This window comes from Haloarchaeobius lipolyticus (assembly GCF_051208015.1).
Lineage (GTDB): Archaea > Halobacteriota > Halobacteria > Halobacteriales > Natrialbaceae > Haloarchaeobius.
The window spans coordinates 388,307-408,218 of the sequence record NZ_JBPKGF010000004.1; the positions used below are offsets into that span (position 1 = coordinate 388,307).

Genomic DNA, 19,912 nt, shown 5'->3' on the forward strand with positions numbered 1-19,912 from the left:
TATATCCTTCCTTGTGTTTCGTATCGGTCGTCACTTACTGGTAGTCGACCTCTCCGTCTCCTTCGCCGATCCACGCGCCGCGGTCGGGTTCACGGGACTCGAGCGGGTCGATGTCCTTGTACCACGGGACGGCGCGGAGCTGATCCTTGTTGTACACCAGGTCGTCCTTGGTGTCGCCGGTGAACTCGAAGTTCTGCGTCAGCAGAATCGCGTCGACCGGGCAGACCTCCTCGCACAGTCGGCAGTAGATGCACTGCCCGATGTGGAGGTTGTACTGCTCACCGTTGCGCTGTGCGTCGGTGACGATGTGGATGGTGTCGTTCGGACACACGTTCTCACACTGGCGGCACCAGATACAGCGTTCCTGGCTGAACTTGTGAACGCCGCGGAACCGGGGGGAGACCTCGGGTGCGACGTCCGGGTACTCGACGGTGAACGTCTCGCCGTCGAGTGCGTGCTTCATCGTCGTTGCCATCGATTTGAGGAGTCCGATCATGCTATCACCCCGACGAGTATCGCGGTCAGCAGCAGGTTGGCGAACGAAAGGACGAGCATGCCCTTCCAGCCGATCTCGATCATCTGGTCGATACGCACACGCGGAATCGCGGAGCGGAACCACTGCGTCAGCAGGAACACGCCCCAGATCTTCGCGGTGAACCAGATGAAGCCCGGGATGACCGCGAGCTGCGGAATCGGTGCCGTCGGGCCACCGAGGAACAGCGTCGCGGCGATAGCGCCACCGAGGAAGATGTGCAGGAACTCGCCCAGGTACATGAGGACGAAGTAGACCGAGGAGTACTCGGTCTGGTACCCTGCGACGATCTCGGTCGGCGCCTCGGGGATGTCGAACGGGTTACGTCCGACTTCGGCGAGGTTCGCGACCATGAACAGCACGAACGCGAACGGGTTCACGAACGCGAACCACGAGTTGATCTGGATCGGTCCCAGCGAGATGAACGTCGCGGTCTGCGCCTCGACGATGCCGCTCATCTGGAGCGTCCCCGTGAACAGCACGACGGACGCGGCCGTGATGACGAGCGGAATCTCGTAGGCGATGTTCTGTGCGATGGCGCGGAGGCCACCGAGCAGGGAGTACTTGTTCGCGGACGCGTAGCCACCCATCGTGATGCCGAGCGTCGCGATGGACGCCACGGCGAAGACGTAGGCGAGGCCAGCGTCAGGGTCGGCGAGCTGCAGGTTGACGCCGGCGATGGAGCCGATGGGGATGACCGCGAACCCGAGCATGGCCGAGCCGGCCATGATGATGGGTGCGAGGTCGTACGCGGGCCGGTCCGCGTTCTCCGGGATGATCAGTTCCTTCGCGAGCAGGCGGACCGCGTCCGCCACGATGATGAGCAGGCCGAAGGGCCCGATGCGGTTCACCGCGATGCGGTCCGTGAATGCGGCCGTGATCTTCCGCTTCGCCCACGGGCCGGCGATGCCGGTGTAGGCGAGGAAGATGTTCCCGACGAGGAACGCCGCGATGAACGCGGCGACGAGTTCGCCGAGTGCGCCGTACGCGCCCAGTCCGAGCGCCTGCTGGATCGTCTCGGGAAGGAGCGTCTTCTCAGCCATCAGCGGTCGACCTCCCCGAGAACGATGTCGAGGCTACCCAGCGATGCGATGAGGTCGGGGATGTACTCGCCCTGGCTCATCTCGGGCAGCGTCTGCAGGTTCGAGAAGCACGGACTGCGGATCTTGAACCGTGCGGGTTTGTCGGTACCGTCTGCGCGGATGTAGATGCCGAGTTCGCCCTTCGCGGCCTCGACCGCCTGGTAGGTCTCCGTGTCGTCGGCCGGCTTCAGCGTGCGCGGCACGTTCGACTGGATGGTGCGGTCGTCTTCCGGCCACTCCTCGAGCAGGTCGACACACTGCTCGATGATCTTGGCGGACTCTTCGACCTCCTGCATCCGGACGAGGACGCGAGCGTAGTTGTCGCAGCCGTCCTCGGTGACGACGTCCCAGTCGAGCTCGTCGTAGTAGCCGTAGGGGTCGTCGCGGCGCAGGTCGTAGTCGATGCCGGAGCCACGTGCGACGGGACCCGTCGCGCCGTAGGACTTGGCGACCTCGGGGTCGAGGTAGCCCGTGTCCACACAGCGGAGCTGGAAGATCTCGTTCGACGTGATCATGTCGTGGTACTCCTCCAGCTTCGTCGGCAGGTCCTCGAGGAAGTCGCGCGACTTCTCGAAGAACTCCTCGCGCGGTTCCGGGAGGTCCCACGCGACGCCGCCGAGGCGGAAGTAGTTGAACATCATCCGCTGACCGGTGAGGTCCTCGAGGATGTTCTGGACGACCTCGCGGTCGCGGAACGCGTACTGGAAGATGGCGGTGAAGTCACCGTAGACGTCCAGCGCGAACGTCCCGAGTGCGAGCATGTGCGCGGCGATGCGGCAGTACTCCGCCGACATCGTCCGGATGATCTGTGCGTACTCCGGCACCTCGATGTCCGCGAGGTCCTCCGCCGCGCGGGCGTAGGCCCACTCGTTGAGGATGCCCGCCGAGACGTAGTCCCAGCGGTCCGGGTAGGGCATGATCTGGTGGCGGTAGGTGCCCTGCTGGCACATCTGCTCCTCGCATCGGTGGAGGTAGCCGATGTCGCTCTCGACGTCTGCGACCTGCTCGCCGTCGAGCACGGTCTTGACGTGCAGCACGCCGTGGGTCGCCGGGTGGTGCGGGCCGATGTTCAGGAACATCGTGTCCGCCTCGTCGTCACGGTGGTCGTCCTTGAGCGGGTTGTCCCACTCGCCCAGCGTGACGATCTGCGGGCGGTCCTGGTCGTAGTCCATCCCGAGGGGATGGCCCTGCCACGTCTCGGGCAGCAGGATGCGACGCAGGTCCGGGTGGTCCTCGTACTGGATGCCGACGAGGTCGTACGCCTCGCGCTCGTGCCAGTCGCAGGTGCGGTAGGCCGCGTTGCCGGACTGGCTGACGGGGTTGTCCTTCGAGGCCGGGACGACGACGCTGACCTGCTGGGTCGGGTCGTCGTACTTCTTCAGATGATAGATGGACTCGAAGCGGTCCTCGTACTCCTGCGCGGTGACACAGGAACAGTGGTCGAACCCGGCCTGGTCGCGGAGCGCAAGGAGCGTCTCCTCGACCTGGTCGGGGCGGACGACGACGGACTGGTCGGCGTTCAGGTGCTCCTCCGTGTCGAGCACCTTGTCGCCGAGCAGGTCGAGGATGGCGTCGCCGTCGACGTCACCCTCGGCCGTGACCATCCGCTCGCTTGGCTTCTCCAGGCTCATGGTGAATCAGCCCAGTTGTAGCGCATGGCGAGCGTCTCTTCGTCGATCTGGTCCGCGAGCTTGTCGACGACCTCGTCGCGCGGCATGTCGCCGAACTGCTCGAGTTCGTACGGCTTCACGGTCACCGGAGCGGACTCGCCGTTGGCGATGCGCTCCTGGAGCTTCGCGACGCCGTAGATGAGGGCCTCCGGACGCGGCGGGCAGCCCGGGACGTGGATGTCGACCGGGATGACCTCTTCTGCGCCCTTGATGACGTTGTAGCCCTCCTGGAACGGGCCGCCGGAGATGGTACACGAACCCATCCCGACGACGAACTTCGGCTCGGGCATCTGGTCGTAGACGCGCTTCATCCGCGGCGCGAACTTCGACACGATGGTCCCGGGCACGATGATGACGTCCGCCTGTCGCGGGGACGCCCGCGGCACACCTGCACCGAAGCGGTCCAGGTCGTGCTTGATCGCGTACGTGTGAATCATCTCGATACTGCAGCACGCGATACCGAACTGCAGCATGAACATCGAGGAGCCCCGGACCCAGTTCATGAACTTGTCGAACTTCGTGAGGATGAACGGCGTCGAGCCGAACGCCTCGCGAAGTTTGGAGTTGAACCGGTCGTCGACTCCCTCGCCCATCCGCGCATCGCGCGTCTTGGTCAGAGCGTCTGTACTCGTTCGGTCTGTGGGATTGTCACTGCTCATCGTTTTGCCTGTGCTCCCTTTCTACTCTCGGCGCGGGGGCTCCGTGCCCACTTGACAGCGCCGTTGCGCCACGCCCAGGCGAGACCCACGACCAGCACGGCGATGAACACGAGCATCGGGACCAGCACGACGTCGAGCCCGACGCCGCCTTCGAGAGCAGAGCTGTAGATGACCGTCCACGGGAAGATGAGGACGGTCTCGATGTCGAAGACGACGAACAGGAGCGCGACCATGTAGTACTGGATGTTGAACCGGATGCGCGTCCCGCCGGTGGGGATCTCACCACTTTCGTATGTGGCGCGTTTGTTCTTCTCGGGTACCGTCGGTCTGAGGAGTGCCGACACCGCCATCATACCGAGCGGAATCAGCAACCCGACCAGAGCCAACGCCCCTATGGCTATCCATGGATTCATACCGTATACTCCGTATCATCCGGGGGTTTGGAGCGCTCCCATATAAGGGTTGATTCTTGCGATTTTCGGCTTCTCTCCGGGGTTTCTGCGGTGCAAGAAGTGCGAACGACACCCGTGAGAACGTATAAAAGGACGGGGTATTCCTGGTTCCGGACCGGTCCGGTGGACGGATACCCGGTCCTCCCAGTCGCTCCTCGAGCTTCGGAGCGTCTAGTCCCGCCGTGCCTTGAAACCGGGCGTCCCGAGTTCGTGGAGCGACCGGGAGGTCCGCGCGACGTCTCCCTTCAGTCCCTCGTGGTAGTCGACGAGCCGTTCGCGGAGTTCGTCGTGCTCGCGGGCGAGAATCATCGCCGCAGACAGTGCCGCGTTGAACGACTTCCCGGCGTCGACCGCGGTCAGGGGCGCACCCTGTGGCATCCCGATGACCGAGTCGACCGACTTCTCCTGTACCGGGACCCCGATGACCGGCAGGGGATAGGCGATGGAGGCGGTCATGTTCGGCAGGTCCGCCGACTTGCCGCCGGCCCCGGCGATGATGACGTCGATGCCGCGAGCCTCCGCCGTCTCCGCGTACGCGTACATCAGTTCCGGCGTCCGGTGGGCCGAGACGACGAACGTCTCGAAGGTGAACCGCTCGTCCGGTGCGTCGTCGAAGTCCGTGACCTCCGCGAAACCGAGTTCGTCCACGAAGGCGTCGTACGCACCGGGTCGGCCGTCCTCGGAGCCCATCATCACGTCGAGGTCGGAGTCCGAGCCCATGACGATGCCCACGTCGGGGGTGTCCTCGGCCGGGCGGTCGCGCTGTGCCTCTGCGTGCAGGTCGTCGATGAGTGACTGGAGTTCGTCGGTCATTCGAAGTCGAGTTCCGCGACGAGGTCGCGGGTCGCCGAGAGCAGTTCGTCGGTCGATTCGTCGTCGGTGGCGACGCGAGTGACGTGGCCCATCTTCCGCAGCGGCCGGACCTCGCGCTTGCCGTACCAGTGCATCGCTGCTCCGCGAGTCGACAGCACCGCGTCGACACCGGTCAGCTCTGCCGGCCGAGACTCGTCACCGCTCCCGAGGATGTTCTTCGAGACGGTCGGGGAACGCAAGTCGGTGGCACCGAGCGGCCAGCCCAGGACCGCCCGGGCGTGCTGCTCGAACTGCGAGGTGAGCGAGCCTTCGATGGTCCAGTGGCCGGAGTTGTGCGGCCGCGGGGCGATCTCGTTGACGAGTATCTCTCCCTCGCGCGTCTCGAACAGTTCGATACCGTAGACGCCACGGCCGACCATCAGGTCGAGGACGTCCTCGGCGACGGCCTTCGCCTCTTCGAGCACCGCGTCGGAGGAACGAGCCGGGACGACGGTCTCTCGTAGAATCTCTTCCTCGTGGACGTTCTCGCCGACGGGGAAGGTCGCGACCTCGTCGTCACCCTTGACCGCGATGACCGACACCTCACGCTCGTAGTCGACGAACTCTTCCAGCATCGCGGGACCGGCCACGGCGTCGATGGCCGCGTCGGCCTCCTCGCGGGACTCGACCGGGACGTTCCCCCGGCCGTCGTAGCCGCCGGTTCGCGCCTTCAGCATCGCGGGCGCACCGAGTTCGTCGATGGCGTCGCGAAGCTCGTCGGCCGTCTCGACGGCCCGGAACTCGGGGACCGGAATCCCCTCGTCGGCGAGCGCGCGCTTCTGATGGAGCTTGTCGTGGATGAGTTCGAGCGTCGCCGGGTCGGGATGGCACGGGACGCCGGTCGCCTCGCTGACCTCGTTCAGTGCGGTCTGGTCGGCGAGTTCTATCTCGAACGTCAGGAAGTCCACTCTCTCAGCGAGTTCGCGGATCGCTTCCTGGTCGTCGAAGTCGGCGACGAGCTGGTCGCGGCAGACCGCCGATGCAGGACAGTCGGGCGTCGGGTCGAGTACAACCACATCGACGCCGAGCGGTCCCGCGGCCTCGGCGAGCATCCGCCCCAGTTGCCCACCGCCGACGACGCCGAGTGTCGGCCCAGGCAGGGTCGTTGGCATATATGCGGCGGTTCTGTAGCTCCGCGCTTAACGCTTGCTCTCTGCGCTCAGTAGTGCCACTCGTAGTCGTCGAAGTCCGGGTCGCGCTTCTCGACGAATGCGTCCCGTCCTTCCTGGGCTTCGTCGGTCATGTACCCGAGGCGGGTCGCCTCGCCGGCGAAAACCTGCTGGCCGATCATGCCGTCGTCGGTCATGTTGAACGCATACTTGAGCATCCGCATCGCGGTCGGCGACTTCGAGTTGATGGTCTCCGCCCACTCGAGCGCGGTCTCCTCCAGCTCCTCGTGGGGCACCGCCTCGTTGACCAGGCCCATGTCCGCGGCCTCCTCGGCGGAGTAGGTCTTCCCGAGGAAGAATATCTCGCGCGCCTTCTTCTGGCCGACCTGCTTCGCGAGGTAGGCCGACCCGAAGCCGGCGTCGAAGCTGGCCACGTCCGGGTCGGTCTGGAGGAACTTCGCGTGCTCCTTCGAGGCGAGCGTCATGTCGCAGACGACGTGCAGGGAGTGGCCGCCGCCGACCGCCCAGCCGGGGACCACGCAGACGACCGGCTTCGGGATGTGCCGGATGAGTCGCTGGACCTCGAGGATGTGTAGCCGACCGGACTTCGAGGCCGACTCCTTGTCGGCGTCGTCGCCCTGGTACTCGTAGCCGGCGCCGCCCCGTACGCGCTGGTCGCCGCCGGAACAGAACGCCCAGCCGCCGTCCTTCGGGGAGGGACCGTTCCCCGTCAGCAGGACACAGCCGACGTCCGTCTGTCGCTTCGCGTGGTCGAGCGCCTGGTACAGTTCGTCGACGGTTCCCGGGCGGAACGCGTTGCGTACCTCGGGTCGGTCGAAGGCGATTCGGACGGTGCCCGAGTCGACGGCGCGATGGTAGGTGATGTCGGTGAAGTCGAGGTCGATGGGTTCCCACCGGTCCGCGTCGAAGAGTTCCGAAACCATGTCGCGAGAGTCCGGTCGGTGTCGGGAAATAGGTTCCCGTCCTGCCGCGGCGAATCCTGGTCGAGACGGACCGGCGGTCGCTACGGGCGACGCCCGCGACAGACCGGCGACCGAGCCACCCGGGATTCAGCCGTGCTGGCCGTCGAGGGCGAGCAGTGCGGCGAACCCGACGAGGACCGTCCCGCTGACCCCGCGGAGGAGGGTGGGGAGTCGCTCTGACTCGGCGACGAGCGACCGCGCACGCCCGGCGAACACCGCCAACAGTCCGAGGTACGCCAGGCTCAACAAGGCGTAGACGACGCCGAGCGTCGCCATCTCGACGGGGGCTGCGGTACCTGCGGGGACGAACTGCGGGAGGAACGCCAACACGAAGACGGCGACCTTCGGGTTCGAGACGTTGACGACGACCGACCGTCGGTATGCGTCTCGGGGGGAGCCGCTGTCCTCTGCGCCAGGCGTCACGTCGAACCCCTCGCGGTCCCGGAGCGTCTGGATGCCGACGTAGGCGAGGTAGGCAGCTCCGACGTACTTCACGACGGCGTACGCGACCTGGGACGTCTGGAGGAGGACCGATAGACCCGCGACGGCGGCGAGCGTGTGGACGAGAACCCCGGTCGCCGTGCCACAGGCCGCGGCGACGCCCGCCCGCCGGCCGCCACCGAGTCCGCGTGACAGCACGAACATCGTGTCCGGACCGGGCGCGAGCACGACCGCGATGGCGGCCGGAACGAACGCGACGAGCGTGGCAGGGTCGAGCACGTTCACACTGAACACTGCCGGGGATTTCAAACCTGCTTCCGTGTCGAACCGTGCCGCGTCACCAGTGGCAAGAACTGTTTTGGGGAGGAGGGGCGTAGCTGGCGCAACGACATCTCGAATGACGGAGACGTTCTACGACGTGCTCGGTGTCGAACGCGACGCGTCGCAGGAGGAGATACGGTCGGCCTACCGCCGCCGAGTCAAGGAGACGCATCCGGACCTCAACGACGCGCCCGACGCCGCAGACGAGTTCCGCCGGGTCACCGACGCCGAGGAGGTGCTGGGAGACCCGGAAGAACGTGCACGGTACGACCGACTCGGACACAACTCCTACACGCGCATGTTCGGCCGGGCTGGTGACGGGAGCGCCAGTCGAGAGCGCTCCCGGCCAGGGGAGAGCGAGGCGGCATCACGGTCGTCGGGCTCTCGCGGCCGAACGCGGTCGAGACGGCGTCGGACTAACCGTCGTCGGACCGACGGACGCCAGAACGGGCGTCGTCAGACGAACCGCCGCCAGAGCAGTGACCGACGGACGAGCCGCGGGGCTGGCGCCGACCGGCGGGCGACCGACTCGGGCAACGCCTCGCGTCGGAGCTACAGTTTCGACTCGGCGTCGCACGAGGAGGAGCCGACGGACCGGAGGAGCGCCGACGCGAGTGACGGTGCCAGTGCCCGTCGGGGGGACCGTGGCCGCAGTGAGAGCCGTGCCCGCCGCGAGACCCGTGGCCGATACGAGCACGTTGCCGAAGGGAAGGCGAACGAGTGGCAGGGGTTCTCCGTCCACGACTGGGACGAGGAGGAGCTCGCCACGGACCCGGAGCCCATCGGTCTCACGCAGAACACCGCCGTCGTCGTCGGCTCCATCTTCCTGCTCTACCCCGTGCTGGCTTACGCGACCGTCGCACCCGGGTTCGGCCTCGCCGTGAACGTCACCGTCGGCGCGTGTACCCTGCTGTTGCTCGGCTACCTGCTGACGATTCCGCGGGTGTCGACCGTCGGATTCGGTGCACTGAGTCTCGTGGTTCCCGTCCTGCTGTTCGCAGCCGGCGTGAACCTGTTCTCCCTGATGAATCTGTTCGTCGTCGGCGCGTGCTGGGTCCCGTTCGGCTACGCGATACTGTTCTCGCGCGTGCTCAGTTCGCCGACGTGAAGGCGTGGAGCGTGCCGTCGCCGTCACCCACGAATATCCAGTCGTCGACGACGAGCGGGCCAGCCCGAGTTCTGGCCCGGGTGAGCCCGAGCCTGTAGCGGACCTGCCCGTTCGACCGGTCGTAGGCGACGAGCAGGCCGGAGTCGCCGACGGTGAAGACGCTCTCGGTCGTTGCAACCACCTGCGAGACGATGGAGCCGGTGTTCTCTCTGGCTTCCCACAGCTTCTCTCCCGTGTCGCGGTCGAGCGCGGTCACCGTCCCACCGTCGTGCCCGACGTAGACGGCATCGGCCGTGACTGCAGGTGATGGATTCTGTCCACCGCTCAGCGTCGTCTTCCACCGCGCCGTGCCCGTTTCCGCATCGATGGCGTAGGTCACACGGTTCTCACAGCTCGCGTAGATCGTCCCGTCGTCGTACACCGGTTCGCCGGTGAAGTAGTAGTACGAGCCGCTGCCGTCGGATTCACCGACTTCGTACCGCCACCGCTCCGAACCCGTTGCGAGGTCGAGCGCGTAGATTCGGCCGGGTCTGTCGCTGGGCCGGTCGGCCACGTAGACGACGTCGCCAGCGACTGCAGGAGCGGTATCGACCTCGACGTCGGTGAGGGCCCGCCAGGTCACAGCCCCGATATCGGCGTCTAATGCGACCAGACCGCGTTTTCCACCCGCGAGTACGAGGTCATCCACCACGGTGAGCCCGGCAGCGTCTTCGCGCTCGTTCCACTGCTGCTCGCCCGATTCCGGGTCGAACGCGGCCACAGTCCCGTAATCGGACGAGTAGACCAGCCCGTTCGAGACGACCGGGGACGCGTTTCCGCCGATGTGCGTGGACCATCGTTCTTCGCCGGTGCGTGCGTCTCTCGCTGTGAGCCCGTCGGCACCAACGTAAAGTGTGCCGTCGACAAGAGCTGGGACGGTCTTGATCGGGTTGTAGAACGAGACCGTCCACGCCTCGATGGGCGATTCCACGGGGCCGGTGGCATCGTAGAAGCCGGTGTTCGCCGTATCGTACCCGATGGAGCGGCTCGTCCCCGTCACGGGAGGTCCATCGACGCCACCGTCTTCGGTGGACGATTCCTCCCCGGTCGTAACCTCGCTCGTCGTCTGGGTATCCCCGGTGGTCGTCCCGTCGTCCGACTGGGGCTCCACCGCGGCCGTCGGCTCCTGCTCAGAGACGCCCCCGTTTGCCTCCTGTAACCGCAGACAGCCGGCCCCACTCATCGCGCTCGCCAGTGCCGCGAGCGCCGCTCGTCGCTTCATACCGTGGACTCTCCTGTAGGGTATAATAAATCGTCTGGCAGAATCGAGAGGCGGTACCGTGGTTGGCCGCGTCTCAGAGTCGGTCCACGACCGCCTCCGCCAGCTCCTCCCGTGTCCGATGACTCGTCTCGGCGTCGAAGTCGACCTCCACCACGGTCGTCCCGTCGCTCGCGAGCGCGTCCCGATACGCCTGGTCGAACTCGGCCGGTTCGACCCGACGGAAGTCGAGGTCGTACAGCTCACCAGTGGCCGAGAAGTCGAGCCCGTGTGGTGTCTTGAACTGCTCCGTGAACGGTGGGTCGTGCTCCTCGATGGGGAGCAGGTGGAAGATGCCGCCGCCGTCGTTGTTCAGGCAGACGATGGTCGCGTCCACGTCGCATCGCGAGAGCGCGAGCAGACCGTTCATGTCGTGGTAGTACGCGAGGTCACCGGTGACGAGGACGAGGTCGTCGTCGGTCGCCGAGCCGGCACCGAGGGCGGTCGAGACGATGCCGTCGATACCGGACGCCCCGCGGTTTCCGAGGACTGTCAGGTCGGCGGCGCGCGGTGCGCCGAACCGGTCGGCGTCGCGGATGGGCATCGAGTTCGAGACGAAGACGGTGGTCGGGTCGGGCGCGTCGGCGAAGACCGTGTGGAGGACAGCGCCCTCAAGCGTCGTCTCGGCCGCACCGAGTTCCTCGGCGAGCGTGCTCCAGTACCGGCCGTCGGTCGCCACGAGCTCGCTTCGGAAGTCCGAATCACCGGGCGAGTCGACCGCCTCGGCGAGTGCGAGCGCGGTCGCCGCCGGGTCGGCGACGACGAGGTCGGAGCAGACGAACTCGGCGTCGCGCCACTGCCCGGCTGGGTCGACGAGCACCTGTCTGGCGTCCCACGATGCGGCCGTCTTCCGCGTCACCTTCGAGGTCATCGACGCCCCGAACCGAACGACGATGTCGGGGTCGACGTCGAGCGCGTCGATGTAGCCGTCGTAGCCCCCGAGCACCGGGGCGGAGAGGACGTGCGGGCCGAACCGCAGGCCCGATAGCGGGTCTGCGAGTACGGGAAAGTTCGTCTCGCGTGCGAGTGCGGCGATGGCCGATGCGCTGTCCTCTCCGGTGCTCGCTGGGTCGGCTGGGCCCGCGAGGATGAGTCCCGTCTCGGCGTCGTCGATGGCCGCCGTCAGCGTCTCGAGGTCCGCGTCCGAGAGCGTCGGCCGCCCCTGTGTCCGACGGACGTAGGGAACACGCTCACCGGACGAACCGACGCGGCCGACGGCTGCACGCTCGTCTCCCTCGTTCCAGTCCTCCGGGACGTCTCCGGGTACATCGGTCGGCTCGAGCGGTTTCCGGAACGGACAGTTGAGGTGGACCGGTCCCTTCGGTGTCCCGGTCGCCGAAGTGAGCGCACTCGCGGCATCGGTCCGCAGGCGACGGAGTTTCCGCGGGGTCGCCTCCGGCTCCGGCAGGTCCCGGTACCACCGGACTGCCGAGCCGTAGAGCTTCTCCTGATCGATGGTCTGATTCGCGCCCGAGTCCCGGAGTTCGGGCGGCCGGTCGGCCGTGAGGACGAGCAGCGGGACCCTGGCCTGGTCGGCTTCGACGACAGCCGGGTGGAAGTTCGCCGCGGCGGTGCCGGAGGTACAGACCAGTGCGGTCGGCTCGCCGGTCCTGCGCGCTCGACCGAGCGCGAAGAACGCTGCAGACCGCTCGTCGAGGTGTGAGAAGACCTCGACGCCGTCGTGTTCGGCGAACGAGACGGTGAGCGAGGTCGAGCGACTGCCGGGCGCGATGCAGACCGCCGAGAGACCGCCGGCGACGAGTTCCTCGACCAGCGTCCTCGCCCAGAGGACGTTCCGGTTGGGGTAGTCGCTGCGGTTGGGGGAGTCGCTGCGGTTGGGGGAGTCGCCGGGCATTGTCACTCCAGTTCGTCGAGCAGCGGGCGGTACTTCAGCTGTATCTCGTCCCACTCCTCCTGTGGGTCGGAGTCACCGACGATGCCGTTCCCGGCGAACAGGGTCGCCCGCGTCCCGCCGGCCAGTCCGGACCGGATGCCGACGAGGAACTCCCCGTCGCCGTCCGCGTCGAACCAGCCGATGGGTGCGGCGTACCAGCCGCGGGCGAACGATTCGACTTCGCGAATCGTCTCCGCTGCGACCTCGGGCGGAAGTCCCCCGACGGCCGGCGTCGGGTGGAGCGCTTCGACGAGGTCGAGGACGTGGCGGTCCGAATCGAGGTCGACCGATATCGGCGTCTGGAGGTGCTGGATGTTGTTCAACTTCCTGACCGTCTGTGAACCCTCTGTGACGTCCCCGAGCGGGGCGAGCTGCTCGCAGATGGCGTCGACGACGAGCCGCTGTTCGTGCTGTATCTTCTCAGAGTCAACGAGCGACTGCGCCAACGCGGCGTCAGCGTCCGGCGTGCCACCCCTGCCGACCGAGCCGGCCAGGGCCTCGGTCTCGACGTACCGTCCCGTCTTCCTGACTAGCCGCTCGGGCGGGGCGCCGAGGAAGCCGGCCTCCTCGGTCGGCTGGACGAGGAACCGGAAGCAGTTCGGGTAAGTCCGCCGCAGTCGTTCGAGCACGTCCGGCAGGTCCACCTCGTTCGCGAGTTCGACCTCCAGCGCGCAGCCGAGGACCACCTTCTGCAGATCGCCGGAGTTGATGCGGTCGGTCGCGTCGCGAATCATCTCTATCCAGCGGTCTTTCGGGGTCGTCCGCCGTGTGGAGACGACACCGGGGGAGCCGCCGCTGGGGCGCATCGCAGGCAACTCGGCGACGGCCATCGCCGCCCTGTCGAGCTGTGCCTCGACAGCGGCCGGGTCGACGTCCGTCCCGAACCGGTTGACCGTCAGCCACGTTCCATCGTCGGTTCGGGTCAGCTGTACCTCCGGGAGAAGGAACTCCGCAGCGGGAAAGCCGACCCACGGGTCGGCAGGTTCGTGCCTCTCGTCGAAGGCGAATCCACCGACGAGGCGTGGACGCGGGGCGTCCGTGTTCGAACAATCGGCGTCGGAGAAGAGGGCTGTCGCGCGTTCTCGTATCGACGCGAAGCGTTCGTGTCCGCTCGCGGTGAGTCGCGCGGCGGTGCCTGCACCGGCCAGCTCCATCCCGTCGAGGCCGGCCCAGTGCAGGCGTGGCGGTTCGCGAGAGGCGAGAAACGCCCGGTAAGAGACGTCGTCTATCCGGCGACTCCGGCTGACGAGAACGCCCTCCTCGCGCATCGCCGGGGTCACCGCCGGGCCCTCGCTACGCGCTCGTTCCATTGGCGAAAGCTGGGTAACACGTCTGCTAAAACCTGTCCATTGCGAGCGACGCGTGGAAGATTAGCTGTACCGCTCTTCTTCCCAGGGGTTGGCGCTGTCGGAGTAGCCGCGGCGCTCCCAGTAGCCCCGCTCGGGCTCGGTGAGGAACTCGACGCCGTCGACCCACTTCGCACCCTTGTACGCGTATCGGTGTGGGGTGACGACCCGGAGCGGCCCGCCGTGGTCCCGCGGAAGCTCGTCGCCGTCGAACGCCCAGACGAACATGACCTCGTCGCGCATGCACTGCTCGAGCGGGAGGTCGGTCGTGTAGTCGTCCATCCCGCTGAACATGACGTGACAGGCGTCGTCGTCGACGCCGGCCCGTTCGGCCAGTTCGGTGAACGTGACGCCGGTGAACTCGCAGTCGAACTTCGACCAGCCCGTGACGCAGTGGAAGTCCTGTCGCTGCGTCTCGCTCGGCAGGTCACGGAACTCGTCCCAGGAGAACGTCAGCTCCTCGTCGACCGCACCGGTCACCGTGAACTCCCACGTCTCGGGGTCCCACGGGGGCGTTCCGCTCTTCGAAAGAACCGGGAACTTCGAGGTCTCGCGCTGGCCGGGCGGGAGCCGGTCGTCACCGAACTCCTGGTAGAGGTCGGTCACGTCTCTGACGGTCATACCCGACACTCGGCAGTGAACGACTGTAGTCGTGACGGAACCGCCCGCAGAGAGCAGTTCGCCACCGGCCGATATATCTCCCCGTCAGGCTTAAATACCCCATCACCGAAAGCCCAACCAACGATGCCGAAAGTCGAGATTAACATCCCGGAACACCTCGAGATGCAGATTGCACAGATGGTCGAACGCGGCGAGTTCGTCAACCGCGAAGAAGCCATCAAGGACCTGCTGTCGACCGGACTCAAGGCGTACAAGACCTCCGGCCCCATCGACGAGGACGAACCCGCGGGCGGGTTCGAGGACGATGGTATGATGGGCCACGAAGACGAGTACGTCTTCTAACGAACGAGTTCCGGGTGTCAGGCAGAACGGTTCTCCGGCCGTCTTGGCCGCGTTCGCGAGCAACGAACAGTCGAAAGTCCGGAAGGGAGGAACTCGGCGGATTTTTGTGACGTCCCGCGCGACTGCCGCCAGATGAGCGACGACCACCCCCTGGCGACCGTCGAGACGCTCGCGCTCGTCGCCCTGGGTGGCTTCGCCGGCGCGAACGCCCGGTTCGTCGTCGACGGTGCGCTCGGTCCCTTCGGGTTCGGGCTCGCCGGGACCCTCGCCGCCAACGTCTGCGGCTGTCTCCTGCTCGGCTTCGTCCTCTACGAAGAGGTCTACGTCGGCGTGTTCTCTCGCCAGCTGCGTGTCGCGGTCGGCACTGGCTTCCTCTCGTCGTTCACCACCTACAGCACGTTCGCCGTCCAGACGTTCGAGGCCGGGACGGATTCGCTGGCGCTCGTTCTCGGAAACGTCGGCGCGAACTACGCGCTCGGTTTCGCCGGCGTCCTGCTCGGACGCTGGCTCGCCCTCTCGTTCGCCGCGGAGGTGGACGCGTGACGGCGCGGCGCGCCCGCGAGCAGGAAGAGCGTGGACGCGTGATGGGACACTCCCTGTCGGAGGTGGTCGGCTGATGTCGACCATCGCGCCCGCCTACCTCGTCGGCCTCGGCGGGGCCCTCGGCGCACTCCTCCGTCACTGGGTCTACTCACACCTCAAACGTGCCGGCGACCCGGTCCCGCGGGCGACCCTGACTGTCAACGTCGTCGGCAGCCTCGTCCTCGGCTTCCTGACCGCCGCTGCGCCCGGACAGGACCTCGCGCTGTTCGTCGGAACCGGTGCCTGCGGCGCCTTCACGACGTTCTCCAGCTTCAGCTTCGAGACCGTCGACCGGTGGACAGATGGGAAGCGACTGGCTGCGGTTGCGAACGCGCTCGGGAATCTGGTGCTGTCACTGGCGGCCGTCGCGGCCGGCTGGACGCTCGCGGGATTCGTCTGAGGCTGCAATCGTCGTTTTAGCTTGACAGGTATTTATCGGGTTTCCGAACGAAGACGAGAGTATGCGACACGCCCTCCCCACCTTGCTGTGCTGTCTGTTGTTGATGACCGCCGGCTGTGTGAGCGATCCGCTGGTCCCCGGTGCGAACCCCACCGACACCGAATCGAAGGCCGACGACCCCGTCGAGCCGAGCGAAGCATCCCCCGGAACGACCGTCTCGAGGGACCTCGGAGAGCCGACGACCTGCGGTGTCTCCTCCGTTGCTTTCTGGAAGCCGCCGAACGGCTGGGAGTCGGACGAGGTGCAAATCGGCTACACTATCGACGGGAACAGTACGGTCCTGTTCGTCGTCCTCGACGGGAACGAAGTCGTCGGCGTGAAGGAATCGACGAACTCGAACGACCAGGCACTGGCCGTCGACGGCGAGCCAATTCGAATCGACCCGGAAACCGGCGGCCGGGTCTCCGTCGTCGCGTTCTCGGACGAGAACGGGAACCTCGCGTTCGACCCCGGGACGGACCGACCCTGCGGCCACGACGGAGAGGTCGTCAGCACGGGCGAACGGTCGCTGAACTGAGGCCTGCAGCATCGACGGCACCGACCCGACGACACAGTGACCCTTTTGCGGACACGGTCCCAACCCGCCAGCAATGACCGAGAACGCGACTGCGGACATCTCGCGGACGAAGGCGTGGGTGATGGCCGCGCGGCCACAGACCCTACCGGCGGCCGCGGCCCCCGTCATCGTCGGGACGGCCGTCGCCTACTACGGCGACGTCTTCCGGCCGCTTCCGGCCCTGATGGCGTTCGTAGGGGCGGCGCTCATCCAGGTGGGGACGAACTTCGCGAACGACTACTACGACGCCGTCCAGGGCGCGGACACCGAGGACCGACAGGGCTTCACCCGTGTCACACAGTCGGGGCTCATCGACGCCAGCGAGGTGAGACGAGCCATGCTGCTCACCTTCGCCATCGCGGTCCTGACCGGGACCTACCTCGTCTGGGTGGGTGGGGTTCCCATCCTCGTAATCGGCCTGCTCTCTGTCTTCTCCGGCATCGCCTACACCGGCGGGCCGTACCCGCTGGGCTACAACGGCCTCGGCGACCTGTTCGTCTTCGTCTTCTTCGGCGTCGTCGCCGTCGTCGGCACCTACTACGTGCAGGCGGCCGCAGCCGCGACGACCTATGGCCCGCTCGCAACCGGGCTGGCCCCGATGGACCCGGAGACGCTCACGGTCGCCGCCCTCGCGAGCCTGCCCATCGCGGCCATCTCGACGAACATCCTCGTCGTCAACAACGTCCGAGACAGAGAAGAGGACGCTCAAACGGGCAAGACGACCCTCGCAGTGGCCTTCGGCTACGGCTTCGCACGTGGTGAGTTCCTCACGATGCTCGCGCTCGCGTACCTGACACCCGTCGTCCTCGTCTTGGCCTACGAGGTCCCGGCGGCAGTTCTCGCGCCGCTACTCTCGCTGCCGCTGGCCGCGAAGACGGCGAAGACGGTACTCACTCGAACCGACGGCGAGGCGCTCAATCCGACGCTCGAACGTGTCGGGAAGTTGCTCGCGGTGTACGCGATACTGTTCGGACTCGGCTTCGTCGCCGCGGGGGTGGCCTGATGGACGCCGAGTTCCGCGAGTTCGACGTCTCGCTCGCCCGACCGCTCGCGACCGCGAAGGGCGAGATGACCGAGCGCGAGGGCTTCCTCGTGCGGGTCAGCGACGGCGAACACACCGGCTACGGCGAGGCCACTCCGCTCCCGGGCTGGACCGAATCGCTCGCGGACTGCCGTGCCGCGCTGGCGGACGCGACAGAACGCATCCGGAACGACGAAGCGGCACTCCGCGAGGACCTCGCGGCGAATCCGGCTGCCCGTCACGGGATATCTCTCGCGCTGGCCGACCTCCGCGCGAAACAGCACGACAGACCGCTGTACAAGCTCCTCGGTCGGAAGGCGACCCGCCAGACCGTTCCGGTCAACGCGACGGTCGGTGATGCGGCGCCCGAGGACACCGCCAGGGCTGCCGAGCAGGCCGTCGAGGAAGGGTTCGACTGCGTGAAGCTCAAGGTCGGCGTCCGGGACGTCGAGACCGACGTCGAGCGGGTGTCCGCCGTCCGCGAGGCGGTCGGCGACGGGCTGAGCCTCAGAGCAGACGCCAACGGCGCTTGGACCCGAGAACAGGCCGAAGCGGCGTTCGACGGCTTCGCAGATGTCGGCCTCCAGTTCGTCGAACAGCCACTCGACCCGGACGACCTCTCCGGCCACGCGGCACTCCGGAACCGGCCCGGCCCCGTCGGCGTCGCACTGGACGAATCGCTCGCCGAGCACACCGTCGAGTCCGTCCTCGAATCGGACGCGGCCGACGTGCTCGTCCTCAAGCCGATGGCGCTCGGTGGGGTCGAGAAGGCGAGACAGGCTGCCCTGGCGGCGCGCGACGCCCAGGTCGCGAGTGTCGTGACCACGACCATCGACGCCTGTGTCGCCCGGACCGCCGCCGTCCACCTCGCGGCCTCGCTCCCGGGCGTCATGCCGAGCGGACTGGCGACCGCGGAGTGGCTCTCGACCGACGTCGGTCCCGACCCGTGCCCGGTCGAGGACGGCGAGATCCGCGTGCCGCAGGCGGCGGGACTCGGCGTTCGAGGGGTGTGGGAGGAGTGACCGGCTCGCCGTCAGGTGGAGAGGCTCCGGCGGCTCGGACGACCGGGCCGAAGACTTCGCCGGTCGACTGGCCGACTCGCGACCTCGTCACGATTCGCGCGGAGACGACGCCGGAGCGAACCGCACTCGTCGACGCGGAGACCGGCGATACCTGGACCTATCGGGAACTGGACGCCAGCGTCGACCAAGCTGTTCGCGACATCGGCGTTCCGGCCGGCGGCCGTCTCGGCGTCCTCTGCGACACTCGCGTCGAGGTGGCGATGCTCCTGTTCGCGGCGATGCGATGGGGGGCGACACTCGTACCCCTCAACGTCCGGAACACGGCGGACGAACTGGCCAAACAGGCGGCTCGTGCCGACCTCGACATGCTCGCGTGCGAGGCCGAGACTCGCGAGATGGCCGAGACCGTCGCCCCCGCGGGCTGTCCGGTCGTCGACGTGGCTGCGATGGGGACACCCGCTACGGCCGACGGCGCCGAGTCCCCACAGGGCCGACGGCCAGTTAGTCCGGCCGAACTCACCCCTGACACCGACCTCCTGCTCCTGTTCACCTCCGGTACGACCGGCCGCCCGAAGGGTGTGCGCCTCACCGTGGCCAACCTGCTCGCGAGCGCGACCGCCTCCGCGTTCCGGCTCGGCGTCGAGAGGGGCGACCGCTGGCTCGTCTGTCTCCCGACGTACCACATGGGCGGGCTGGCCCCGTTCGTCAGGTCGGCACTGTACGGCACTGCCACGGTCGTCCAGCGCGAATTCGACGCCAGAGAGACGCCGGCAGTGATGGACCGATTCGACGTGACGGGCGTTTCGCTCGTTCCGACGATACTCCGCCGACTGCTCGAAGCCGGCTGGACGGCCCCGACCTCGCTTCGATTCGTCCTGCTCGGCGGGGCAGCCGCCGGACACGACCTGCTCGAGGCGGCACTGGCGTCCGGGGTCCCCGTCTTTCCTACCTACGGTATGACGGAGGCGGCCTCGCAGATAGCCACGGCGACGCCAGAACAGGTGGCCGATTCGCCAGGGACCGTCGGCCAACCGCTCGTGAACACCTGCGTTCGGGTGCTCAGCGAGACGGGCGAGCCGTGTGACACCGGTGACCCCGGCGAGCTCGTCGTCTCGGGGCCGACCGTGACACCAGGCTATCTCGACGACGCGAACACCGGTGCCGCGTTCTCCGACCGCGGCTTCCACACCGGCGACGTCGGCTATCGAGACGACGATGGGCTGCTCTGGGTCACCGGCCGGGTCGACGACCGCATCGTCACGGGCGGCGAGAACGTCGACCCGTCGGTCGTGGCTTCGACGGTCCGGGCCCATCCGGACGTGTCCGAGGCTGCCGTCGTCGGCCTGCCGGACGAGGAATGGGGAGAGCGAGTCGCTGTTCTGGTCGTCGCGGCGAGCGAGGAACTCTCCGCCGCGGCACTCCAGGAATTCTGTCGCGACCGGCTCGCCGACTTCGAACTGCCGAAGACCATCGCGTTCGCTCCCGAGCTCCCGCGAACGGTCTCCGGAACGGTCGACAGGGAGGCAGTCAGAGCGCGGTTACGTAAGGAGCGGTAGTGCGTG

21 protein-coding genes are annotated in these 19,912 nt (G+C 67.2%); 8 read left to right on the forward strand and 13 right to left on the reverse strand.

The window, feature by feature from the left end:
• Positions 1 to 34: 34 nt before the first annotated feature.
• The 9 genes from ACSC1Y_RS14320 to ACSC1Y_RS14360 all read right to left on the reverse strand — a co-directional run bounded on the left by ACSC1Y_RS14320 (position 35) and on the right by ACSC1Y_RS14360 (position 8,059).
• Positions 35 to 496: a NuoI/complex I 23 kDa subunit family protein gene (locus tag ACSC1Y_RS14320; RefSeq protein ID WP_435335598.1), complete on the reverse strand. Its 462-nt coding sequence runs from the start codon at positions 494 to 496 to the stop codon at positions 35 to 37.
• Positions 493 to 1,575: a complex I subunit 1/NuoH family protein gene (locus ACSC1Y_RS14325; protein ID WP_435335599.1), complete on the reverse strand. Its 1,083-nt coding sequence runs from the start codon at positions 1,573 to 1,575 to the stop codon at positions 493 to 495. Before ACSC1Y_RS14325 ends, ACSC1Y_RS14320 begins: the two co-directional genes overlap by 4 nt.
• Entirely contained in the window at positions 1,575 to 3,245 is a 1,671-nt protein-coding gene (locus ACSC1Y_RS14330; RefSeq protein WP_435335600.1) for an NADH-quinone oxidoreductase subunit D, read from the reverse strand. Before ACSC1Y_RS14330 ends, ACSC1Y_RS14325 begins: the two co-directional genes overlap by 1 nt.
• On the reverse strand, positions 3,242 to 3,943 hold the full coding sequence (locus ACSC1Y_RS14335; protein WP_435335601.1) for an NADH-quinone oxidoreductase subunit B: 702 nt from the start codon (positions 3,941 to 3,943) through the stop codon (positions 3,242 to 3,244). Before ACSC1Y_RS14335 ends, ACSC1Y_RS14330 begins: the two co-directional genes overlap by 4 nt.
• Entirely contained in the window at positions 3,940 to 4,356 is a 417-nt protein-coding gene (locus ACSC1Y_RS14340) for an NADH-quinone oxidoreductase subunit A (RefSeq protein ID WP_435335602.1), read from the reverse strand. Before ACSC1Y_RS14340 ends, ACSC1Y_RS14335 begins: the two co-directional genes overlap by 4 nt.
• A 210-nt stretch (positions 4,357 to 4,566) precedes the next feature.
• Positions 4,567 to 5,208: an AIR carboxylase family protein gene (locus tag ACSC1Y_RS14345; RefSeq protein ID WP_435335603.1), complete on the reverse strand. Its 642-nt coding sequence runs from the start codon at positions 5,206 to 5,208 to the stop codon at positions 4,567 to 4,569.
• Positions 5,205 to 6,359 (reverse strand): 5-(carboxyamino)imidazole ribonucleotide synthase, encoded by a 1,155-nt coding sequence (locus tag ACSC1Y_RS14350; protein ID WP_435335604.1) that lies wholly within the window; start codon positions 6,357 to 6,359, stop codon positions 5,205 to 5,207. The genes ACSC1Y_RS14345 and ACSC1Y_RS14350 overlap by 4 nt, the downstream gene beginning before the upstream one ends.
• 47 nt (positions 6,360 to 6,406) lie before the next feature.
• A complete protein-coding gene (locus tag ACSC1Y_RS14355) occupies positions 6,407 to 7,300 on the reverse strand; it encodes a 1,4-dihydroxy-2-naphthoyl-CoA synthase (protein ID WP_435335605.1) in 894 nt (297 codons plus the stop codon).
• Between the two features lie 126 nt (positions 7,301 to 7,426).
• A complete protein-coding gene (locus ACSC1Y_RS14360; protein WP_435335606.1) occupies positions 7,427 to 8,059 on the reverse strand; it encodes a LysE family translocator in 633 nt (210 codons plus the stop codon).
• A gap of 118 nt (positions 8,060 to 8,177) precedes the next feature.
• Here ACSC1Y_RS14360 and ACSC1Y_RS14365 point away from each other — a divergent pair, with 118 nt between their 5' ends.
• A complete protein-coding gene (locus ACSC1Y_RS14365) occupies positions 8,178 to 9,209 on the forward strand; it encodes a DnaJ domain-containing protein (RefSeq protein ID WP_435335607.1) in 1,032 nt (343 codons plus the stop codon).
• On the opposite strand, the gene ACSC1Y_RS14370 is transcribed toward ACSC1Y_RS14365, so the two are convergent.
• From ACSC1Y_RS14370 to ACSC1Y_RS14385, 4 genes are all read right to left on the reverse strand, one after another.
• Complete coding sequence (locus tag ACSC1Y_RS14370; protein ID WP_435335608.1) at positions 9,193 to 10,470, reverse strand: outer membrane protein assembly factor BamB family protein; 1,278 nt, start codon at positions 10,468 to 10,470, stop codon at positions 9,193 to 9,195. The two genes, ACSC1Y_RS14365 and ACSC1Y_RS14370, sit on opposite strands and share 17 nt — an antisense overlap.
• A 73-nt stretch (positions 10,471 to 10,543) precedes the next feature.
• Positions 10,544 to 12,361, reverse strand: a complete 1,818-nt coding sequence (gene menD / locus ACSC1Y_RS14375; protein WP_435335609.1) for a 2-succinyl-5-enolpyruvyl-6-hydroxy-3-cyclohexene-1-carboxylic-acid synthase — start codon at positions 12,359 to 12,361, stop codon at positions 10,544 to 10,546.
• Positions 12,362 to 12,363: 2 nt separating this feature from the next.
• Entirely contained in the window at positions 12,364 to 13,710 is a 1,347-nt protein-coding gene (locus ACSC1Y_RS14380) for an isochorismate synthase (protein WP_435335610.1), read from the reverse strand.
• Positions 13,711 to 13,770: 60 nt separating this feature from the next.
• Positions 13,771 to 14,367, reverse strand: a complete 597-nt coding sequence (locus ACSC1Y_RS14385; RefSeq protein WP_435335611.1) for a sulfite oxidase-like oxidoreductase — start codon at positions 14,365 to 14,367, stop codon at positions 13,771 to 13,773.
• A gap of 123 nt (positions 14,368 to 14,490) precedes the next feature.
• Here ACSC1Y_RS14385 and ACSC1Y_RS14390 point away from each other — a divergent pair, with 123 nt between their 5' ends.
• The 7 genes from ACSC1Y_RS14390 to ACSC1Y_RS14420 all read left to right on the forward strand — a co-directional run bounded on the left by ACSC1Y_RS14390 (position 14,491) and on the right by ACSC1Y_RS14420 (position 19,906).
• Positions 14,491 to 14,709, forward strand: a complete 219-nt coding sequence (locus ACSC1Y_RS14390) for a ribbon-helix-helix domain-containing protein (RefSeq protein ID WP_435335612.1) — start codon at positions 14,491 to 14,493, stop codon at positions 14,707 to 14,709.
• A 132-nt stretch (positions 14,710 to 14,841) separates the two neighbouring features.
• Positions 14,842 to 15,252 carry a fluoride efflux transporter FluC gene (locus ACSC1Y_RS14395; RefSeq protein WP_435335613.1) on the forward strand — a complete coding sequence of 137 codons (411 nt, stop codon included), beginning with the start codon at positions 14,842 to 14,844 and terminating at the stop codon, positions 15,250 to 15,252.
• A 73-nt stretch (positions 15,253 to 15,325) separates the two neighbouring features.
• Positions 15,326 to 15,691 (forward strand): fluoride efflux transporter CrcB, encoded by a 366-nt coding sequence (crcB, locus tag ACSC1Y_RS14400; protein WP_435335614.1) that lies wholly within the window; start codon positions 15,326 to 15,328, stop codon positions 15,689 to 15,691.
• Between the two features lie 61 nt (positions 15,692 to 15,752).
• Positions 15,753 to 16,268 carry a hypothetical protein gene (locus ACSC1Y_RS14405; RefSeq protein ID WP_435335615.1) on the forward strand — a complete coding sequence of 172 codons (516 nt, stop codon included), beginning with the start codon at positions 15,753 to 15,755 and terminating at the stop codon, positions 16,266 to 16,268.
• A 121-nt stretch (positions 16,269 to 16,389) separates the two neighbouring features.
• The gene (locus ACSC1Y_RS14410) at positions 16,390 to 17,310 is read left to right on the forward strand and encodes a 1,4-dihydroxy-2-naphthoate polyprenyltransferase (protein WP_435335793.1); all 921 of its coding nucleotides are present in this window, start codon (positions 16,390 to 16,392) and stop codon (positions 17,308 to 17,310) included.
• A complete protein-coding gene (menC, locus tag ACSC1Y_RS14415) occupies positions 17,310 to 18,350 on the forward strand; it encodes an o-succinylbenzoate synthase (protein WP_435335616.1) in 1,041 nt (346 codons plus the stop codon). The genes ACSC1Y_RS14410 and menC overlap by 1 nt, the downstream gene beginning before the upstream one ends.
• On the forward strand, positions 18,347 to 19,906 hold the full coding sequence (locus tag ACSC1Y_RS14420; protein WP_435335794.1) for a class I adenylate-forming enzyme family protein: 1,560 nt from the start codon (positions 18,347 to 18,349) through the stop codon (positions 19,904 to 19,906). Before menC ends, ACSC1Y_RS14420 begins: the two co-directional genes overlap by 4 nt.
• Positions 19,907 to 19,912: the final 6 nt, after the last annotated feature.

What these genes read in the sequence shown, in the direction of transcription:
- ACSC1Y_RS14320 (WP_435335598.1), bottom strand. Translation starts at nt 496, where the DNA reads ATGATCGGACTCCTCAAATCGATGGCAACGACGATGAAGCACGCACTC.
- ACSC1Y_RS14325 (WP_435335599.1), bottom strand. Translation starts at nt 1,575, where the DNA reads ATGGCTGAGAAGACGCTCCTTCCCGAGACGATCCAGCAGGCGCTCGGA.
- ACSC1Y_RS14330 (WP_435335600.1), bottom strand. Translation starts at nt 3,245, where the DNA reads ATGAGCCTGGAGAAGCCAAGCGAGCGGATGGTCACGGCCGAGGGTGAC.
- ACSC1Y_RS14335 (WP_435335601.1), bottom strand. Translation starts at nt 3,943, where the DNA reads ATGAGCAGTGACAATCCCACAGACCGAACGAGTACAGACGCTCTGACC.
- ACSC1Y_RS14340 (WP_435335602.1), bottom strand. Translation starts at nt 4,356, where the DNA reads ATGAATCCATGGATAGCCATAGGGGCGTTGGCTCTGGTCGGGTTGCTG.
- ACSC1Y_RS14345 (WP_435335603.1), bottom strand. Translation starts at nt 5,208, where the DNA reads ATGACCGACGAACTCCAGTCACTCATCGACGACCTGCACGCAGAGGCA.
- ACSC1Y_RS14350 (WP_435335604.1), bottom strand. Translation starts at nt 6,359, where the DNA reads ATGCCAACGACCCTGCCTGGGCCGACACTCGGCGTCGTCGGCGGTGGG.
- ACSC1Y_RS14355 (WP_435335605.1), bottom strand. Translation starts at nt 7,300, where the DNA reads ATGGTTTCGGAACTCTTCGACGCGGACCGGTGGGAACCCATCGACCTC.
- ACSC1Y_RS14365 (WP_435335607.1), top strand. Translation starts at nt 8,178, where the DNA reads ATGACGGAGACGTTCTACGACGTGCTCGGTGTCGAACGCGACGCGTCG.
- ACSC1Y_RS14370 (WP_435335608.1), bottom strand. Translation starts at nt 10,470, where the DNA reads ATGAAGCGACGAGCGGCGCTCGCGGCACTGGCGAGCGCGATGAGTGGG.
- menD (WP_435335609.1), bottom strand. Translation starts at nt 12,361, where the DNA reads ATGCCCGGCGACTCCCCCAACCGCAGCGACTCCCCCAACCGCAGCGAC.
- ACSC1Y_RS14380 (WP_435335610.1), bottom strand. Translation starts at nt 13,710, where the DNA reads ATGGAACGAGCGCGTAGCGAGGGCCCGGCGGTGACCCCGGCGATGCGC.
- ACSC1Y_RS14385 (WP_435335611.1), bottom strand. Translation starts at nt 14,367, where the DNA reads ATGACCGTCAGAGACGTGACCGACCTCTACCAGGAGTTCGGTGACGAC.
- ACSC1Y_RS14390 (WP_435335612.1), top strand. Translation starts at nt 14,491, where the DNA reads ATGCCGAAAGTCGAGATTAACATCCCGGAACACCTCGAGATGCAGATT.
- ACSC1Y_RS14395 (WP_435335613.1), top strand. Translation starts at nt 14,842, where the DNA reads ATGAGCGACGACCACCCCCTGGCGACCGTCGAGACGCTCGCGCTCGTC.
- crcB (WP_435335614.1), top strand. Translation starts at nt 15,326, where the DNA reads ATGTCGACCATCGCGCCCGCCTACCTCGTCGGCCTCGGCGGGGCCCTC.
- ACSC1Y_RS14405 (WP_435335615.1), top strand. Translation starts at nt 15,753, where the DNA reads ATGCGACACGCCCTCCCCACCTTGCTGTGCTGTCTGTTGTTGATGACC.
- ACSC1Y_RS14410 (WP_435335793.1), top strand. Translation starts at nt 16,390, where the DNA reads ATGGCCGCGCGGCCACAGACCCTACCGGCGGCCGCGGCCCCCGTCATC.
- menC (WP_435335616.1), top strand. Translation starts at nt 17,310, where the DNA reads ATGGACGCCGAGTTCCGCGAGTTCGACGTCTCGCTCGCCCGACCGCTC.